This is a genomic window from Archangium lipolyticum (assembly GCF_024623785.1).
GTDB classification, from domain to species: Bacteria; Myxococcota; Myxococcia; order Myxococcales; family Myxococcaceae; genus Archangium; species Archangium lipolyticum.
Map to the genome: position 1 here is coordinate 250,525 of NZ_JANKBZ010000010.1, position 14,466 is coordinate 264,990.

The 14,466-nt window shown below is 68.2% G+C and carries 15 protein-coding genes, 1 tRNA gene and 1 pseudogene; 7 read left to right on the forward strand and 10 right to left on the reverse strand.

All coding sequences use genetic code 11. The annotated features are described in order from the left end of the window. Positions 1-26 precede the first annotated feature (26 nt). Positions 27-515 carry a periplasmic heavy metal sensor gene (locus NR810_RS22930; protein WP_257455405.1) on the reverse strand — a complete coding sequence of 163 codons (489 nt, stop codon included), beginning with the start codon at positions 513-515 and terminating at the stop codon, positions 27-29. Positions 516-757: 242 nt separating this feature from the next. On the opposite strand from NR810_RS22930, the gene NR810_RS22935 reads away from it, so the two are divergent. The 4 genes from NR810_RS22935 (at position 758) to NR810_RS22950 (ending at position 2,595) form a co-directional block, all read left to right on the forward strand. Continuing rightward, a complete protein-coding gene (locus tag NR810_RS22935; protein ID WP_204220550.1) occupies positions 758-961 on the forward strand; it encodes a cold-shock protein in 204 nt (67 codons plus the stop codon). Between the two features lie 151 nt (positions 962-1,112). Continuing rightward, the gene (locus NR810_RS22940; RefSeq protein ID WP_257455406.1) at positions 1,113-1,478 is read left to right on the forward strand and encodes a cupin domain-containing protein; all 366 of its coding nucleotides are present in this window, start codon (positions 1,113-1,115) and stop codon (positions 1,476-1,478) included. A gap of 199 nt (positions 1,479-1,677) precedes the next feature. Then, positions 1,678-1,869 (forward strand): helix-turn-helix domain-containing protein, encoded by a 192-nt coding sequence (locus tag NR810_RS22945; RefSeq protein ID WP_257455407.1) that lies wholly within the window; start codon positions 1,678-1,680, stop codon positions 1,867-1,869. Between the two features lie 138 nt (positions 1,870-2,007). Next, on the forward strand, positions 2,008-2,595 hold the full coding sequence (locus NR810_RS22950) for a uracil-DNA glycosylase family protein (RefSeq protein WP_257455408.1): 588 nt from the start codon (positions 2,008-2,010) through the stop codon (positions 2,593-2,595). 87 nt (positions 2,596-2,682) lie between these two features. Here the strand turns inward: NR810_RS22950 and NR810_RS22955 are convergent, their stop codons facing one another. Together NR810_RS22955 and NR810_RS22960 are read right to left on the reverse strand one after the other, a co-directional pair. Further along, the gene (locus tag NR810_RS22955) at positions 2,683-3,135 is read right to left on the reverse strand and encodes a hypothetical protein (RefSeq protein WP_257455409.1); all 453 of its coding nucleotides are present in this window, start codon (positions 3,133-3,135) and stop codon (positions 2,683-2,685) included. Between the two features lie 150 nt (positions 3,136-3,285). Continuing rightward, positions 3,286-3,828, reverse strand: coding sequence for a hypothetical protein (locus tag NR810_RS22960; protein WP_257455410.1), 543 nt, complete (start codon positions 3,826-3,828; stop codon positions 3,286-3,288). Between the two features lie 162 nt (positions 3,829-3,990). Here NR810_RS22960 and NR810_RS52830 point away from each other — a divergent pair, with 162 nt between their 5' ends. Then, complete coding sequence (locus tag NR810_RS52830) at positions 3,991-4,293, forward strand: helix-turn-helix transcriptional regulator (RefSeq protein ID WP_407653820.1); 303 nt, start codon at positions 3,991-3,993, stop codon at positions 4,291-4,293. A 187-nt stretch (positions 4,294-4,480) separates the two neighbouring features. Here the strand turns inward: NR810_RS52830 and NR810_RS22965 are convergent, their stop codons facing one another. Beyond that, positions 4,481-5,008: a hypothetical protein gene (locus NR810_RS22965; protein WP_257455411.1), complete on the reverse strand. Its 528-nt coding sequence runs from the start codon at positions 5,006-5,008 to the stop codon at positions 4,481-4,483. 1,168 nt (positions 5,009-6,176) lie between these two features. On the opposite strand from NR810_RS22965, the pseudogene NR810_RS52835 reads away from it, so the two are divergent. Then, positions 6,177-6,644, forward strand: a pseudogene (locus NR810_RS52835) (tyrosine-type recombinase/integrase); the annotation flags it as partial. Between the two features lie 248 nt (positions 6,645-6,892). Here the strand turns inward: NR810_RS52835 and NR810_RS22970 are convergent. The 6 genes from NR810_RS22970 to rpsU form a co-directional block, all read right to left on the reverse strand. After that, a tRNA-Ile gene (locus tag NR810_RS22970) sits at positions 6,893-6,965 on the reverse strand. A gap of 94 nt (positions 6,966-7,059) precedes the next feature. Further along, positions 7,060-7,392 (reverse strand): MGMT family protein, encoded by a 333-nt coding sequence (locus tag NR810_RS22975; protein WP_257455413.1) that lies wholly within the window; start codon positions 7,390-7,392, stop codon positions 7,060-7,062. Positions 7,393-7,585: 193 nt separating this feature from the next. Further along, positions 7,586-9,742, reverse strand: a complete 2,157-nt coding sequence (rpoD, locus tag NR810_RS22980; protein WP_257455414.1) for an RNA polymerase sigma factor RpoD — start codon at positions 9,740-9,742, stop codon at positions 7,586-7,588. 89 nt (positions 9,743-9,831) lie between these two features. Beyond that, complete coding sequence (gene dnaG / locus NR810_RS22985) at positions 9,832-11,724, reverse strand: DNA primase (protein WP_257455415.1); 1,893 nt, start codon at positions 11,722-11,724, stop codon at positions 9,832-9,834. Between the two features lie 247 nt (positions 11,725-11,971). Further along, entirely contained in the window at positions 11,972-12,433 is a 462-nt protein-coding gene (locus NR810_RS22990; protein ID WP_257455416.1) for a GatB/YqeY domain-containing protein, read from the reverse strand. An 87-nt stretch (positions 12,434-12,520) separates the two neighbouring features. Continuing rightward, the gene (gene rpsU / locus NR810_RS22995) at positions 12,521-12,715 is read right to left on the reverse strand and encodes a 30S ribosomal protein S21 (protein ID WP_002621505.1); all 195 of its coding nucleotides are present in this window, start codon (positions 12,713-12,715) and stop codon (positions 12,521-12,523) included. A gap of 120 nt (positions 12,716-12,835) precedes the next feature. On the opposite strand from rpsU, the gene NR810_RS23000 reads away from it, so the two are divergent. Further along, entirely contained in the window at positions 12,836-14,431 is a 1,596-nt protein-coding gene (locus tag NR810_RS23000; RefSeq protein WP_257455417.1) for a HEAT repeat domain-containing protein, read from the forward strand. The last annotated feature ends 35 nt before the right edge of the window (positions 14,432-14,466 follow it).

Genomic DNA, 14,466 nt, shown 5'->3' on the forward strand with positions numbered 1-14,466 from the left:
TTCGGGGTTCCGGGGTTCTGGACGGCTCAGTAGGACCGGGCGCCGCGCCAGCCGCCGCAGCCGCCTCCGTAGCCATGGCGGCGGTAGCCGTGACCCCAGCCGTGCTCGATGAGGTCCGCCAGCTCGCGCCGCTGCTTCGCATCCAGCGCCTCGTGCGTCTTCGACAGTGAGGCGCGCAGCGTCTTGCGCAGGTTGTCGATGAGCTCGTCGTGCTTCGCGTCCAGCTCGCGCAGGGCGGCGCCATCGAAGGCCTCGCCCCGCAGCGAGCGGGCGATGGCGGCGCGCGTGGCACTCATCTCGTCCCGCATCTTCTCGAAGGCCTCGGTGAGATCATCCGCGGCCTGGACGAGGACCTTCTCCTGGCCGGGCGAGGTGTCCAGGCGCTCGAAGAGCCAGCGCATCCGGCCGCGCCAGCTCCAGCGGCCTTCGTGGTGGTGGTGGCCCCAGCGGCGGTTGCCGCGCAGGGTGTAGAAGAGGCCAGCCAGGCAGGCGGTACCGACAACGAATCCGAACATGGTGCTGCTCCTTCCGTGAGCGGCCGGGCAGTCAGCGGCCCGGCATCCATCGGTTGGTGCAGAAGGTACGGGGGGGGTGTGAAGCGGGCGCCCAGTACTTATGAAGAAGTGTGAAGGCCGGTGCGGGAAGACCGGTAGGGAATGGGGGAGGTGCGGGGACCGTTACCTCACCCTGGCACCCCAAGGTCCGGGGTGTCTGTTCAGCAGTCCGTAGAAGCAGAACGCAGAAAGCAGGAAAGAGTATGGCAACTGGTACCGTGAAGTGGTTCAACGACGCGAAGGGCTTCGGCTTCATCGCGCCGGACGACGGTGGCGAGGACGTGTTCTGCCACCACACCGCCATCAACATGGATGGCTTCCGCTCCCTGGCCGAGGGTCAGAAGGTGCAATACGAGGTGACGCGCGGCCCCAAGGGCTTGCAGGCGCAGAACGTTCGTCCTGCCTGAGCCTTCGAGCCACGGCCCCCCGGGCCGTGTCCTTCGCGCCCGCTCTTCTCTTCGAGGGGGGAGCGGGCGTGTCATTGCGGGGTTCGTCTCGTCTGTCGCTCCTTACCTTGTCCGGCAAAGGCCAACCGCCAACGTCCGCGAAGGAGACGAGATGGGCGACACCAGCGTGAAGAAGGTCGACTCCCAGCATTCACCCAGGGGGCAGATGGGGCAGAAGTACCTGGCCGGAGGCATCCGCGTCTCCATGCGCCTGTGGGAGAACGAGCAGCCCGCCGAGCCGCTGCCCCCCACCGCGCGCGATTACGAGACCGTCGGCTACGTCATCAAGGGCCGCGCCGAGCTGCACCTCGAGGGACAGGTGCTGCTGCTCAACCCGGGCGACTCGTGGCTCGTGCCCAGGGGCGCCAGCCACACGTACAAGATTCTCGAGTCCTTCACCGCCGTGGAGGCCACCAGCCCGCCCGCGGCCGTCCACGGGCGCGACGAGAAGGTCCGCGACGACCAGGCCAAGGCTTGAGCAGGGGAAGGGGAGTGGGCCCTCCTGGATTCGAACCAGGGACCAATCGGTTATGAGCCGGGAGGGAGCGGGTTAGCAGGGGTTCGCCGCCCCTGTCACCGGCTCGCAACCTGCGGAAAGGGCTGGGGTTCCGCAAGGGGCAGGGACGGTGCCGGTTGGCACTGCTCCCACGGCTTCGACTGGCCGTGGTGCGCCGGTGGTGCGGAACGTGGTGCGGCCGGTGGGCCCGCCGATGCTCACGGTGCGCGAGGTGGCGGAAGAGCTAGCCGTCTGCCGGGCCACCGTCTACGCGCTCCTCGAACGTGGGGAACTGGAGCGGGTGTGGGTCGGGCGCTCCATCCGCATCCCGGCCGCGTCCCTGGATGCGTTCATCGCCCGGGGGCGGCGCTGAGGAGCAAAGAGGGTTCCAACGTCCTATCCCTGGTTCGGCTCTCAACCTCTTGGCTCCGGCGGCGCATTGCCGCGCCTGTATTGACACATTGTCTCCGACAGCGGAGCGTCTTGAGGCACGACAGCGGGAGCCGCCATCATGCCGAACCTGGAAAGCGACACATGCCGCAACTGCCCCTACCACCCCCGCCAAGGGCTGGTCCCCAGTCCCAGGAGTGGTCGGGCCCACGTTCCTCTGAGCGCTGAGGTTCACGGCTCGGAGACGCTGCTGCTGTTTCAGGCTCCTGGCATCAACGAGTGGAGCGACGGCAGGGTGCTGTCGTCGCAGGAGAGCCGCTCTGCAGGCCAGAGATTCGACACTGCGCTGGCGAACGCCGGAAAGCGTCGTGAAGACTTCGACATCGCGGAGGCGGTCAACTGCTACCCTGGCCAGAATGCGAACGGACGTGACCTAACGCCGAAGATCGGCGCGGTCGAAGCGTGCAGCCGGTGGCTCGCAGAACTCATCAATGAGAAGAGGTACACGAAGGTCGTGCTCTTCGGCCGTGTTGCCGAGCAGTCACTGGCGCTAGCGTGGTTCTCCACCCCAACTATCGCGCATTCGATCACGAGCATCGTGAGGAAGCAGTACATCAACATGGAGCGCGATGAGTCGATAGCCGAGGCCCTTACAGATCTTGAGGCGTCGGAGCCTGAGGCGTCGGAGCCTGAGGCGCCTCCGGAATGAGGAAAAGGCGTCTTCCTCGCCCGGTACAGCGTCGATGCGCGTCCGATGGTTCCCGGTTCCCGCCCCTGTAGGCGGAACCGGAACCTTTCAAGCTTGTCGGCGGTTGCCCGCCTCAAGGATCGCCCGAATCCGCTTGGCCGATTCGAGCGCCTGCTCTGCGCGTTTGATTGCGTCGCCGCTATCGGCCGCACGGGCGAGATCGCGCCGAACCGCTCCCGGATTGTTACGTCGGCCGCCCGGATCGAAGGCGTCGCTCTGGTAGTACTCGTGCGCCTGTTTGCAGCGCTCAAGGTGCTTCTCGGCCTCTGCAACGTCGGCACTCCGCGCGATATCCCGGTCGTAGTTCTCAAGCGCCTGCTTCGGGTCTGCGAGGAGCTTCTCGACATCCTCCTTCAGAGTCCTCCTCGTGGCGCTCAACGAGCAATGGGCCCAAAGTTCGCGGTCCGTCGGCCGGAAGTACCATGTGACTTCTTCCCACCAGCGATCGCAGCGGTACTCGAATCCGTTCTTCGTGTGAATTTTCTGAGCTTTCTTCGGCATCAGAACCACCCCTCCGTCACACGATTCCGCCGCATGCCGTGACGGTAGGCGGGCTGTCGGGAAGGGTGCAACGGGGCTCGGCCGAAGGGCGGAGCGGTGGAGTATCCCCGCGCGCCCCATCGGCCGAACATCAAAGCTACCTACGGAGGACTAGGGAGCGGCGGGCGGGGGTTCCTTCGACTCCTCACCCTGAGCGCTGGGGGACTCCGGGGCCGGTTCCCTCGCCTTTCGTCTCTTGGACCCCCTCCCATTCCTCGCCATCCGTTCCTCCAGGATCATCGCCTTCCGCTCCTTCCGCTCCTTCCGCTCCTTCGCTTCGACCCCCCAGGCCGAGGGACGGGCAAGCACCAGAGGCATCCCACGGGCGCTCCACGGGAACAGGACGATATCCCCGTCAACGTCGTCCAGTGACTCGGGGAGGGTGATCGCGTTGTGAGGCCCCCAGATGTGCTCTGGGTCCTCCTCTCCACGAATCACCCGACGCACTTGCTCGAAGCGTCCCCTCACCAGGGAGAGTATGGAGAGGATGCATACGGGGGCATTCGCCTCCGTCTCATCATCCATGAAGCCCTTGCGGGTCTGGTAGTCCGCGAGGATCTCCGCTCCCCGTGTGGCACTTGCCAGGGTGGATAGCTCCAGGTCGAGGCTAACCGCCCTCGGTTCCTGGCTCCTTACCTCGGTCTCTTCGGTCATGCAGGCCGTCCTTTCGTCGATTGGGCCGGCAGACATGGTAACTCGTATGTGGTGTAACTCGTCAGTTACATGACCTGTGGGCTAATGCGGCCGTAGCCGCCCAATAAGGTCGGAAACATACGAGTTGTGTAACTTGTGAGTTGACCCGGCCAATGTCGCCTCGTGCCTGCCGCCCCTCGCAAGTCACCTCACTCCCACGGACCTTCCGAAGTTCGGACACGGAAGGACTTGGCTCCCCTTATCAAGCGGGAGCTAAAGCGCCTCGGGAAGCGACTCCGAGAACTTCGGGAAGAGCGGGGGCTTACTCAGGAGCAGGCCGCCGAGATGATCGGGGTTCACCCCAAGTCGATGCCGCGCATAGAGGGAGGCACCGCGAATCCCACGGTGGCTACCCTGGTAGCCGCATCCGTGGCCTACAAGGTCCCTTTGCGCGACCTGTTCCCCGAGGAAGAACAGGGAACTTGATCCACCGGGCTGCCTTGAAGAACCCGGGAGGCGGCGGAGGAGAGCCGCCTTAGACCGAGCACGGGGCGCCGGAGCGGACCCACGGGAAGGCGCCCAGGAGCCCCGGAGACCCGAGCCGCTAACCCGAGACCCCGGAGCCCCGAGGCCCCGAAAGAGGCCCAGCGGGGCACCGGATGTTCTCCTAGCGCTACTTTTTGATGATGGCAGGCACCGTGAATCGCCACGCGGGATGTGGTCGTAGGATGGACCCCGGCTTCGCAGCGTTGGCCCTTTCGCCGTTGAGCTTGAGCAGATACGAGCGCGGGATGTTGAGCGCGTACCCACCTCCCGTCAGGGGCACTGCGCCTTCCGGTGCGGTCCCAACTAGTCCCCGGTTCTGAATGTCCACGGACAACTCGTGAGCGCGCAAGAAGTCGAATCCAATCAGCACCTCCTCTGCGTCCGGGATACAGATCACATCGAGGGTCGACTTAAACCCCTGCTCCTCGTACATCGTCCAGGCGACGAGGCACCGGTATACGTCGCGGGCCGTCGGTTCGTACCCTGGACTCGACACGTCGATTGTGCCGCACGGGTCGAGTTCAAGCTCGTCGACGACCGCCTGCGTAATGCACGTTTGCTGCGCGCCGATGTCAATGACCGCGTTGGCGGTGGTGTACGAGCGGGTCCCGTTGCGAAACGTAAACTCCTCAACGACCTCCAACCCTTGGCTCATTCGATCCTCCTGTAGCGCGGCGTTGCAGCGCTCCAAACCCGGAGATACGCCGGGGCTCGATCCCGTCAAATTCTCATACACGCCGGTTCGTGCCCTTGTCGTTCTGGCGGACAGAGCAGAACCCCCACAGCCTCCCGCTCGGCTTCCTGCGAGCCGCGCGGCGTGGAGGGCCCACGGCGGCGCCCTGACGCGCTGAGCGGGCCCAGGCGCGACGAACGGCCACGGGCGAGGGGCAGGGAAGGGCGCGGCGTAGGAGGGTCCACGGAGGCCCCTGGCGCGGCTGCGGCGCGGGCTCTGGGGAGGACACCCCAGGGGGGCCTTCGAGACCTATGGACCCTCAGCCTTGCGACCGCGCCCCAGTCAATTTCTCGCGCCGTCAAAATCCTAGTCCCTTTTCGGAGCCCACCCATGCCCACATCTGGACTCACCGCAGGACGCCCGCCCAAGCCCGACGAGTTGAAGCGCCTGGAGGGCACCGTCCGGAAGGACCGGGACACAACCCCCGGGCGCCCGCTACGGCGCCGCTGGCGGCCCTCCCGCGCCCTCCAGACCTCACGGGGCGGGAGCGGGCGCTTTGCTTGTCACCCCGTTCCCCCCTTGCTACGGCTGTTCTTGCGGGCACGGCTGGCCGGCCAGCCAGGTTCCCAGGTCTGGCGGCCCGCACCTTCTCAGCCTGGGGGAACGCCTGGGAGCGTTCATGCCAGCAACGAGAGCGGCACGCGCAACGCGCCTGCCGGTTCACGGGCGCACGGCCGGGCGAGGGGCGGCGGCTGCATCGCTTTCGCGGCGCTCCTGGTACGCGCAGAACTTCGCCGGACAGCTCCGCTCGCAGGGAGACCGGCGCGCGGCTGAGAAGCACCTCCGCCCCCGCCTGAGTGCGCTGGCTCTTCCCGAGGTGACAGCGGCCCGCATCGATGAGGCGCTCTCGGCCGCTGCGGACGCGCTCACGCCCAAGTCGCTCAACAACCTCCAGGGTTTCGCACAGACCATCTTCTCCAAGGCCATCCAGCGCGGGCTTTGGATGGGCGCCAACCCTGCGGATGCCGTGCCCCGGCGCAAGGTGCCCAAGCGCGTGCCGTTCTACCTCAAGGCCGAGGAGGTGGGGCCGGTGCTCGCCCAAGTGCCCACCGAGTGGCGGTGCCTCTTCGCCACTGCCGTCTATACGGGGATGCGGCGGGACGAACTCGTGGCCCTCCAGAAGGTGGACGTGGACCTTGAGCAGGGGGAAATCCTCGTCACGCGGAGTTGGGAGGCGGGCACCACGAAGAGCGGGCGGGCTCGCGTCGTCCCCATCCACCACGAATTGAGGCCCTATCTCGTCCATGCGATGCGAGAGAGCCCCTCGGGGCTGGTGTTCCCCCGCCCGGATGGCTCGATGCACTCCCCGAACGTGGACCTTGCCGCGTTGCTCCGCTCGGCGTTGAACCGGGCCCAGCTTGTCGAGGGGTGGGCCCACAAGTGCCGCCGCTGCGGGCACGTCGAGCACTCGGCTTCCTCCGAGGTGCGCCGCTGCTCCAAGACGGGCTGTGGCTACACGCTCTGGCCCTCGCCCAAGCCGCGCACCATCCGCTTCCACGACCTGCGGCACACCACGGCCACACTGCTCCTCAAGGCACGGGTGCCGCTGGCGGTGGTGCAGCGCATCCTCGGGCACTCCTCGCCCACCATCACGGCGGGGGTCTACGGACATCTCGACGTTGACGACATGCGCGCGGGCCTGGAGCAGCTCAGTTTCCAGCCAGCCGAGGAACCCCTTGCCGAGGTGCTCCCGCTGGCGGTGGGCGGCCCGCATGGTGCGCCGGTGGTGCGGAACTCGGCGGGGGCGGCTCAACGCGCAGACGCCTCCTGGGAGATTCCCGAGGCGCTGTGCGGGGTTAAGGGGAATGGGCCCTCCTGGATTCGAACCAGGGACCAATCGGTTATGAGCCGACAGCTCTGACCGCTGAGCTAAGGGCCCCCATGCCACCCATGGACGGCGCCGAGGCGCCGTACCAACCCGGGAAGTATCGCGCACCCCGCTCGCGCGCAAGGGGGGCGCGTGCCCGGCCTGCTCAGCGCTTCACTCGCCAGCGCGTGCCCTCTCCTTCCATGCCCACGCCCTCGGCCTTCAGCCGCCGGGACTGTTCCACGGCTACGCTTGGTGCCAGCGTCCCGTTCGAGCGGATGACCCTCCACCAGGGCACGTTCTCCAGCGTCTTCAGCTCCCTCCCCACTCCTCGCGCTGCTCCGGGCCTGCCCGCGTAGAGCGCTACCTGCGCGTAGGAGCGCACCTCCCCTCGCGGAATGGCTCGCACCGCCCGGCGCACCGCCTCGGGAAAGGGTGGGGGAGGCTCCGGTTTTCGTTCCTTCCCCGTCCTCGGCGCTGTCTTCCGCTTCGTCGGCATCGGACCTCCCACGGCGTAGACCCTCACCCCAGCCCTCTCCCAGAGGGAGAGGGGGCTTACACGGAAAAAGCCCCCGATCCTCGGTGGGAACGGGGGCTTCTTCTTACTTCAGCCGCCCCATGACACGGAGCGACCTCCTGGGACGGGTACCCTCACCCCGACCCTCTCCCGCAGGGAGAGGGAGGAGGGGGGCTCAGCTCTCCACGAAGGAGCGCAGACGCTTCGAGCGGCTCGGGTGCCGCAGCTTGCGCAGCGCCTTGGCCTCGATCTGCCGGATGCGCTCGCGCGTCACCTCGAAGTCCTGGCCCACCTCTTCCAACGTGTGGTCGCTCTTCTCTCCGATGCCGAAGCGCATCCTCAGCACCTTCTCCTCACGCGGCGTCAGCGTGGCCAGCACCTTCCGAGTCTGCTCGGCCAGGTTCATGTTGATCACCGCGTCCGACGGCGACACCAGGCTCTTGTCCTCGATGAAGTCGCCCAGGTGGCTGTCCTCTTCCTCGCCAATCGGCGTCTCCAGGGAGATCGGCTCCTTGGCGATCTTCAGCACCTTGCGCACCTTGTCGAGCGGCAGCTCCATCTTCTCCGCGATCTCCTCCGGCGTCGGCTCGCGGCCGATCTCCTGCACCAGGTAGCGGCTCGTGCGGATGAGCTTGTTGATCGTCTCGATCATGTGCACCGGGATGCGGATGGTGCGCGCCTGATCCGCGATCGCGCGGGTGATCGCCTGGCGGATCCACCACGTGGCGTACGTCGAGAACTTGTAGCCACGCTTGTACTCGAACTTGTCCACCGCCTTCATCAGGCCGATGTTGCCCTCCTGGATCAGATCCAGGAACTGCAGGCCGCGGTTCGTGTACTTCTTCGCGATGGACACCACGAGGCGCAGGTTGGCCTCGACCAGCTCCGTCTTGGCGCGCTCGGCGCGGCGCTCACCCAGGCGGATGGCCTCGTAGTTGCGCCGCAGCTCGTCCACCTCGAGGTTGGCCTCCTCCTCCACGCGCTTGATGTTGCGCGTCGCGGTGCGCACGTCGCGCTCCAGCGCGTCCAGCTGCTCGCTGGTCACGTTGAGCTTGCGCTGCGCCTTCTTCATGGCCTCGGGATCCTCCTTGGCCTCGCGCAGCAGCTCGCGCATCTGCTCCAGCGGCACCCCGTAGCGGCGCTCCAGCTCGCGCAGCTCCGCCTCCGCCTTCTCCACCCGCTCGATGAGCCCCTTGAGGTTGGCGACGATGCGGTCCACCTGCTTCTTGTTCAGCCGCATCTCCTCCAGGACCTCCATCATCTTGGTCCGGAGATCCTTCACCTCCTGCTTGAGCTCCTTCTTCTTCACCTCGGTGAGCTTCTTCTTGCCGAGCAGCTCCGCGTCCAGCGCCTCGCAGTCCTTGGCGAACTTGCGGATGCGCTCGATCTGCTTGTTGATCTGCTCGATCTTGTTCAGCTCGCTCTGCGCCAGCTGCTGCGGCTGGGCCTCGCCCTCGGCGCCCTCCTCCGTGGCCTCCACCTCGGCCTCGCCCTCACCCTCGCCCTGGGCCTCCTCGGGCGCGTCCTTGATGACGTCGCGCACCCGCAGCTTGCCGTTCTTCAGCTTGTTGCCGATGTCGAGGATCTCCACCATCGCCACGCGGCACGCCAGCAGCGCGCGCAGCACTTCCTTCTCGCCCTCCTCGATGCGCTTGGCGATCTCCACCTCGCCCTCGCGGGTGAGGAGGCTCACGCTGCCCATCTTGCGCAGGTAGAGGCGCACAGGATCGTTCGACTTGCCACCCGGCTCGTCGTCCTCGTCCTTCTCGTCCTCCTCGGCCTCGGCGCGCTCTTCCTCCACCGCGACCGTGGGCTTGATCTCCGTGCTCTGCGCGGCCTTCTGGGCGTCGACGATCTCGATGTCGTTGTCGCCGAACATGCTCATCACGTCGTCGATCTGATCCGACGACACGATGTCCGCGGGCAGGGCGTCATTGACCTCGTCGTAGGTGAGGAAGCCCTTCTCGCGGCCAGCGGCCAGGAGGTCCTTGACCTCCTTGCGGTCGGCGATGGGCTCCTCATCCACCTCGTCCTCCACGGCGTCCGGATCGACCTCGACGGCGGCGGCCGCCTCCTCCGCGGCCTCCTCGGGATCGACGTCACCGTCATCCACCTGCGTCACGGCCTTGCGCTTCTTGAGCGTCTCGGTGGCCTTCTCCGCGGCGGCGGCCTTCTCGCTCTTGTCGGCCTTCTTGGCGGACAGGGCGTTGGCGTCGGCGGTCTCGGTACCCTTGGCCGCGGCGTCCTCCGGCTTCTTCTTCTTGCGGATCTCCGGGGCCACCTTCTTCTTGGGCTTGACGGCCACCTTCGAGGAGGGCTTCTGCGTCGGCATTCGGGTACTTCTCCTTGGAAAAACAGGGACCTGGCCTGGAGCGAGCCGGCCGATCTATCGCAAAGTGGAGGATTCTTACAAACGCGAACTCAAACCGGTTGCATCGGTGCCTTTGTTCCCGGGGGAGGCGGGCGGATTTCCTCTTCCACCCTTTTCTTCAATGCGAGCAACTCGATCCGCTGTGCCAGGAGGCGCCGGGTCTCCTCGGACAGGTCATGTGCGCCCACCGTCTGGCGGGTGGCGCGCTCGATGTAGGACAACTGCTCGCGGATACGGCGGAGGATGAGGTTCCGGCAGACGAGCAGGAACGTATGCTCGAGGGCCGAGCCGCCTTCCGGCAGCTGGCGCCAGGCGGCCTCCAGGGCCCGTTTGACGGTGTCGTGGGCCTCGAAGAGGGCGTCCTCGACGCCGATGCCGGAGGTGGCCTGGGCGAGCGCCAGGCGCAGGCCAGGGTGGGCCAGCTCGTCGCAGACGCGGAAGGTATCGCGGGCCACCAGCCGGGGCTCGCGCAGGGCGGCGGCCACGTACATGGCCTCCAGCGCGTCCGGGGGCTTCACGGGAGGCGGGCGGGGGGCCGTGGGGGCCGCTCCCCGGGCAGGCTGTCCATTGGGCCGGCCCGCCTGGGAGGACGCCTCCTGGCCGGGCTTGGGAACGGGCTTCACCTGGGGAGGCGCCTTGCCGCGCAGCGTGGCCTCCAGCTCGGCGGCGGGCAGGCCGCACCAGGCGCTCAGCGCGGTGAAGAAGGCCGAGCGCACCAGCCCCACCGGCAGCTGGGCCGACACGGGCTTGAGCCGCTCCAACGCGGCCATCTTCTCCTCGAAGGAGGCCTCCTTCCCCTGGGGCAGGACGGTGAGGAAGACGTGGTGGGTGAGGGGACGGGCCTCGGCGAGCAGCCGCTCCAGGCCCGTGGCGCCCTCGCGGCGGATGAAGGTGTCCGGATCGTCCCCCTGGGGCAGCAGGGCCACCTTGGCGGCCGCTCCCGCGGCGAGCAGGGGGCCGGCCAGGCGCTCCACGGCGGCGAGGCCCGCCTGGTCTCCGTCCAGCAGCAGGAAGAGCTCCCGGGCCTCGGCACGGCCGAGCACCTTGAGGTGGCCGGGGGTAAGGGCGGTGGAGCACAGCGCCACCGTGTGCTTCACCCCCTCCTGGTGCAGCGCGATGCAGTCGAAGTAGCCCTCCACGAGGACGGCGGCCTTGCGGCGGCGGATCTCATCGCGCGCCTGGTCCATGCCGAAGAGGGTCTCGCTCTTGTTGTAGAGCCGGGACTCGCGGGAGTTGAGGTACTTGGGGCCCTCCTCCGCGTCCACCAGCCGGCCGCCGAAGGCGATGGGACGGCCCTCCGGGGCGCGGATGGGGATGATGAGGCGGCTGCGGAAGAAGTCGTAGTAGCCGTCGCCCTTCTGACGCTTGGAGATGAGGCCCGCGTTGAGGCCCCAGTCGATCATCCCCACCTTGGCCAGCCGGTCCGCCAGCGAGGTCCACGCGGCCGGGGCCCAGCCCAGCCCGAAGGCGCGGGCGGTCTCCTCGGAGATGCCGCGGCTGGCGAGGTACTCGCGGGCGCGGCGGCCCTCCTCCTCCCACAGGAGTGTCCGGAAGTGCTCGGCCGCCTGGTCGGTCACGTCCTTGAGCTGCTGCCGCTCCCGGGCGCCCGGGTCCTGCGCCGCCTCCAGGTCCACCCCCACCTCGCGGGCCAGGTCCCTCACCGCGTCGATGAAGGTTTTTCCCAGGTAGCGCTGGACGAAGGACACGGCGTCGCCACTGGCCCGGCAGCCGTGGCAGAAATAGAAGCGCTTCTCCGGGACGACATAGAAGGAGGGCGTCTTCTCCTGGTGGAACGGGCAGCGGCCCTTGAACTCGCGGCCGGCCTTCTTCAGCTCGACGTAGCGCGAGACGAGGTTCACCAGGTCCACCCGCTCGAGGACCTCCTGGATCTTGTGCTCGGGGATCACAGCCACCCCCTCCGCCCGGCGAGGCCGGACCGACATGGCCCGCGCGCCAGCTCCAGCGGACGAGTATGGGGCGCACCCCTGACACAGGGGGCACGGACCCCCGGGGCAGGAGGGCCGATGTAGGTCCGGCTCGGGTCGGGGGTATGCAGAGGGAGGGCCATTTCCGGCGCTTCGAGGGCCGCCCGGAACCTGGGCGGGAAGTCAACCGGAATACCCTTAATGGCCGATCAGCGGCCGGGCAAGTTCTCAAGAACCCGCCCGCCGCCATTCGAGGCCGGAAACGTCAGGACAGCTTGGACAGCTGGTTCTTCACTTCCTCGGAGATGGCGCGGCCCTCGGCCCGGCCCTGGAGCTTGGGCGTGAGGAGCTTCATCACCGCACCCATGTCCTTGGCGCTCTTGGCGCCCGCCTGGGTGATGGCGGCCTGGACCTCGGCGCGCAGCTCGTCGGCGGACAGCTGCTTGGGCAGGTAGTTCTGGAGGACGGAGATCTCCTGCTCCTCCTTCTCGGCCAGCTCGGGGCGGCCGCCCGTCTTGTACTGCTCGACGGAGTCGCGGCGCTGCTTGATGAGGGTGCCGATGACCTGAAGGATGGCGCCCTCGTCGAGGGGGCCGGAGGCGCCGGGCTCCACTTCCTTGTACTTGATGGCGCTCTTGAGCATCCGCAGGACGCTGGTGTGCAGCTCGTTCTTCGACCGCATCGCGTCCTTGAGGTCGGCGTCGATGCGCTCTCTCACGGTGGCCATGACAGGGCTCCAGGAATGTGTGGGAAGGGTGCTACAGGGACGAGAGCCAGGGCGCGAACTGACGCGGCCCCGGCTCCCGTGGGGCGGCTAGTACGTCTTGCGCGCCTTCTTCACCGCGCGCTTCTTGGCCGCGAGAGCCTTCTTCTTCCGCTTCACGGAAGGCTTCTCGTAGTGCTCGCGCTTACGGATCTCGGAGAGGATACCAGCCTTCTCGGTGGCCTTCTTGAAGCGCTTGAGGGCGCTCTCGATGGACTCACCATCCTTCACTCGAATGCCGGGCATGCCTGTCACCTCCTTCCGCGTGCGCTAGATGTTGGGGGGCGCCGATATGACGCAGCGGGCGTGAAAACGCAAGGACACCCGCAGAAAAGGGCTTGCCGGGTAGGCTAAAATAGACCCTCCGTGACCCCCGCCCTCTTCCTCGTCCTGTTCTTGTCCGCCGGTCAGCACGGCGGCCAGGGAGCGATCGGCTGCTGGACATCCTGCCAGAGGCACATCCAGGACTCCGCCCTTCGCACCCAGGTCTGCAAGCTGTGCGTCACCTCCGGCCGCTCCGATGCCTGGGTGATGGAGCTGGGGCGCAGGCCTGGTCTCCATGCCTCGGCGGCGCTGAAATCGGCCCTCTCCGACCCCGACTGGCGGGTGCGGTGGGGATCCCTACGGGCCCAGGCGAAGGCCCGCGGCCTCACCGAATCCCGAGTGCTCGCCGACTGGGTCGCCGACGTCCCAGCCAAGGAGGAGGTGCTCGCCTGTCTCACCGCCGCGCGGGCCGCCGCGGACACGGGCCGCTCCACCGCCTCCTTGCTCAAGGACGCGGGGAGCAGGGGAGGGGCGGCGGCGGCCCGGGTCTGGTCTCGCCGGGACGCCATCCGGGAGGCCCTGGAGGTAGAGGTGTACGCCGAGAACGCCGCCCTCCGGGGTGAGGCGCTCGCCCACCTCGCCACCTTCCTCGGCCAGCCACCCGCCCGGGTGGTGCTCGGGGCCATGGAGGGACGCCCCGAGTCCGCTGACGCCGCCCCCGCTTCCGCGCTCCTCTCCGTGGCCGACAAGCAGGGCACCTCGGTGGGGCGGATGCTCCTCAAGGAGGCGAAGCCGGCGGACCAGGTCCTCATCAACCGCCTCTTCGCCATCTACTCCCAGCACCTGGAGAAGCTGCAGAAGGGGCTCGCCTCCGCCGACATCACGGAGCGGCGCGGTGCCGTGCAGTCGCTGCGGCGCTACGGCCCGCTGGCGCAGCGCGAGCTGGAGCGCGCCCTGGGCGACACGGAGGTGCTGGTGCGCCGGCAGGCGGCGCGCGGGCTCGCCGAGCTCGAGGGCCTGCCGCTGATGGAGACCGCCGCCCGCCGGATCCGCGCGGACGGGGCCACGCTGGCCACCCAACGCGCGTGGTTGCAGGTGGCCGCGACCGACAAGGGCTGTGAGCCCTTCCTCCTGGAGGTGGCGCGCGACACGCGGCTCCCCGCGGAGACCCGGGGCGAGGCGGTGGGCCAGCTCCCCGATTGTGATGGCGGTGGCAAGCGCCGCTTCCAGGTGCTGTCCCCCTTCCTCCAGGACCCGCAGGCCCTGGTGCGGGCCGGGGCGGTGCGGGCGCTCGCCGTGCCGCACTCTCCCGAGGGAGACAAGGCCCTCGCCGCCGCGCTCGGGGACTCCGCGCCGGAGGTGGTGGTCGCCGCCCTCGACGTGGTGGGCCAGCAGCGCCAGCTGGGACAGGCGGAGGCCGCGGTGGCGTTGCTCGGCTCCGAGCACCCCGCCGTGCGCGAGGCCTCCGCCCGGACGCTGGAGTGGATCGGCCGGGCCCAGCACGTGAAACCCCTCGCCCAGACGCTGCATGAGGACAGTGTCCCCGCGGTGCGCGTGGCCGCCGCGCGGACGCTGGGGGTGCTGGGGGGGCCCTTCGCCGCCTCCGCCCTCAGTCAGGCCCTCGCCAAGGACCCGGACTCCCATGTCCAGCACGTGGCGCGGCGGGGACTGGAGCGGCTCGGCTTCAGCCCTCCCTGACGGCCCGCGCGCCCCTTGCGGGCCGTCCAGGTACG

Coding starts and splice junctions, on each gene's coding strand:
- NR810_RS22930 (WP_257455405.1), bottom strand. CDS start 515: ATGTTCGGATTCGTTGTCGGTACCGCCTGCCTGGCTGGCCTCTTCTAC.
- NR810_RS22935 (WP_204220550.1), top strand. CDS start 758: ATGGCAACTGGTACCGTGAAGTGGTTCAACGACGCGAAGGGCTTCGGC.
- NR810_RS22940 (WP_257455406.1), top strand. CDS start 1,113: ATGGGCGACACCAGCGTGAAGAAGGTCGACTCCCAGCATTCACCCAGG.
- NR810_RS22950 (WP_257455408.1), top strand. CDS start 2,008: ATGCCGAACCTGGAAAGCGACACATGCCGCAACTGCCCCTACCACCCC.
- NR810_RS22955 (WP_257455409.1), bottom strand. CDS start 3,135: ATGCCGAAGAAAGCTCAGAAAATTCACACGAAGAACGGATTCGAGTAC.
- NR810_RS22960 (WP_257455410.1), bottom strand. CDS start 3,828: ATGACCGAAGAGACCGAGGTAAGGAGCCAGGAACCGAGGGCGGTTAGC.
- NR810_RS22965 (WP_257455411.1), bottom strand. CDS start 5,008: ATGAGCCAAGGGTTGGAGGTCGTTGAGGAGTTTACGTTTCGCAACGGG.
- NR810_RS22975 (WP_257455413.1), bottom strand. CDS start 7,392: ATGCCGACGAAGCGGAAGACAGCGCCGAGGACGGGGAAGGAACGAAAA.
- rpoD (WP_257455414.1), bottom strand. CDS start 9,742: ATGCCGACGCAGAAGCCCTCCTCGAAGGTGGCCGTCAAGCCCAAGAAG.
- dnaG (WP_257455415.1), bottom strand. CDS start 11,724: ATGTCGGTCCGGCCTCGCCGGGCGGAGGGGGTGGCTGTGATCCCCGAG.
- NR810_RS22990 (WP_257455416.1), bottom strand. CDS start 12,433: ATGGCCACCGTGAGAGAGCGCATCGACGCCGACCTCAAGGACGCGATG.
- rpsU (WP_002621505.1), bottom strand. CDS start 12,715: ATGCCCGGCATTCGAGTGAAGGATGGTGAGTCCATCGAGAGCGCCCTC.